The 1,419-nt window shown below is 53.0% G+C and carries 1 rRNA gene; it reads left to right on the top strand.

The features are described from left to right. Positions 1–1,352, top strand: a 16S ribosomal RNA gene (locus tag MR181_RS08725); the annotation flags it as partial. Positions 1,353–1,419 lie beyond the last annotated feature (67 nt).

The following is a 1,419-nucleotide window of genomic DNA, read 5'->3' as shown; positions in this document are numbered from 1 at the left end:
TTTTCGTTTCAAAGATGGTTTCGGCTATCACTTCAGGATGGGCCCGCGGTGCATTAGCTAGTTGGTAAGGTAACGGCTTACCAAGGCGATGATGCATAGCCGAGTTGAGAGACTGATCGGCCACAATGGAACTGAGACACGGTCCATACTCCTACGGGAGGCAGCAGTAGGGAATCTTCCACAATGGGCGCAAGCCTGATGGAGCAACACCGCGTGAGTGAAGAAGGGTTTCGGCTCGTAAAGCTCTGTTGTTGGAGAAGAACGTGCGTGAGAGTAACTGTTCACGCAGTGACGGTATCCAACCAGAAAGTCACGGCTAACTACGTGCCAGCAGCCGCGGTAATACGTAGGTGGCAAGCGTTATCCGGATTTATTGGGCGTAAAGCGAGCGCAGGCGGTTGCTTAGGTCTGATGTGAAAGCCTTCGGCTTAACCGAAGAAGTGCATCGGAAACCGGGCGACTTGAGTGCAGAAGAGGACAGTGGAACTCCATGTGTAGCGGTGGAATGCGTAGATATATGGAAGAACACCAGTGGCGAAGGCGGCTGTCTGGTCTGCAACTGACGCTGAGGCTCGAAAGCATGGGTAGCGAACAGGATTAGATACCCTGGTAGTCCATGCCGTAAACGATGAGTGCTAGGTGTTGGAGGGTTTCCGCCCTTCAGTGCCGGAGCTAACGCATTAAGCACTCCGCCTGGGGAGTACGACCGCAAGGTTGAAACTCAAAGGAATTGACGGGGGCCCGCACAAGCGGTGGAGCATGTGGTTTAATTCGAAGCTACGCGAAGAACCTTACCAGGTCTTGACATCTTGCGCTAACCTAAGAGATTAGGCGTTCCCTTCGGGGACGCAATGACAGGTGGTGCATGGTCGTCGTCAGCTCGTGTCGTGAGATGTTGGGTTAAGTCCCGCAACGAGCGCAACCCTTGTTACTAGTTGCCAGCATTTAGTTGGGCACTCTAGTGAGACTGCCGGTGACAAACCGGAGGAAGGTGGGGACGACGTCAGATCATCATGCCCCTTATGACCTGGGCTACACACGTGCTACAATGGACGGTACAACGAGTTGCGAACTCGCGAGAGTAAGCTAATCTCTTAAAGCCGTTCTCAGTTCGGACTGTAGGCTGCAACTCGCCTACACGAAGTCGGAATCGCTAGTAATCGCGGATCAGCATGCCGCGGTGAATACGTTCCCGGGCCTTGTACACACCGCCCGTCACACCATGGAAGTTTGCAATGCCCAAAGTCGGTGGCCTAACCATTTGGAGGGAACCGCCTAAGGCAGGGCAGATGACTGGGGTGAAGTCGTAACAAGGTAGCCGTAGGAGAACCTGCGGCTGGATCACCTCCTTTCTAAGGAATAAAACGGAAACCTACACATTGTTGAAACTTTGTTTAGTTTTGAGAGGTTTACTCTCAA

It is taken from the genome of Limosilactobacillus urinaemulieris, from assembly GCF_932750685.1.
Taxonomy (GTDB): Bacteria; Bacillota; Bacilli; order Lactobacillales; family Lactobacillaceae; genus Limosilactobacillus; species Limosilactobacillus urinaemulieris.
The sequence above is the reverse complement of the archived record's forward strand: the minus strand, read 5'-3'. Positions and strand labels throughout refer to the sequence as shown.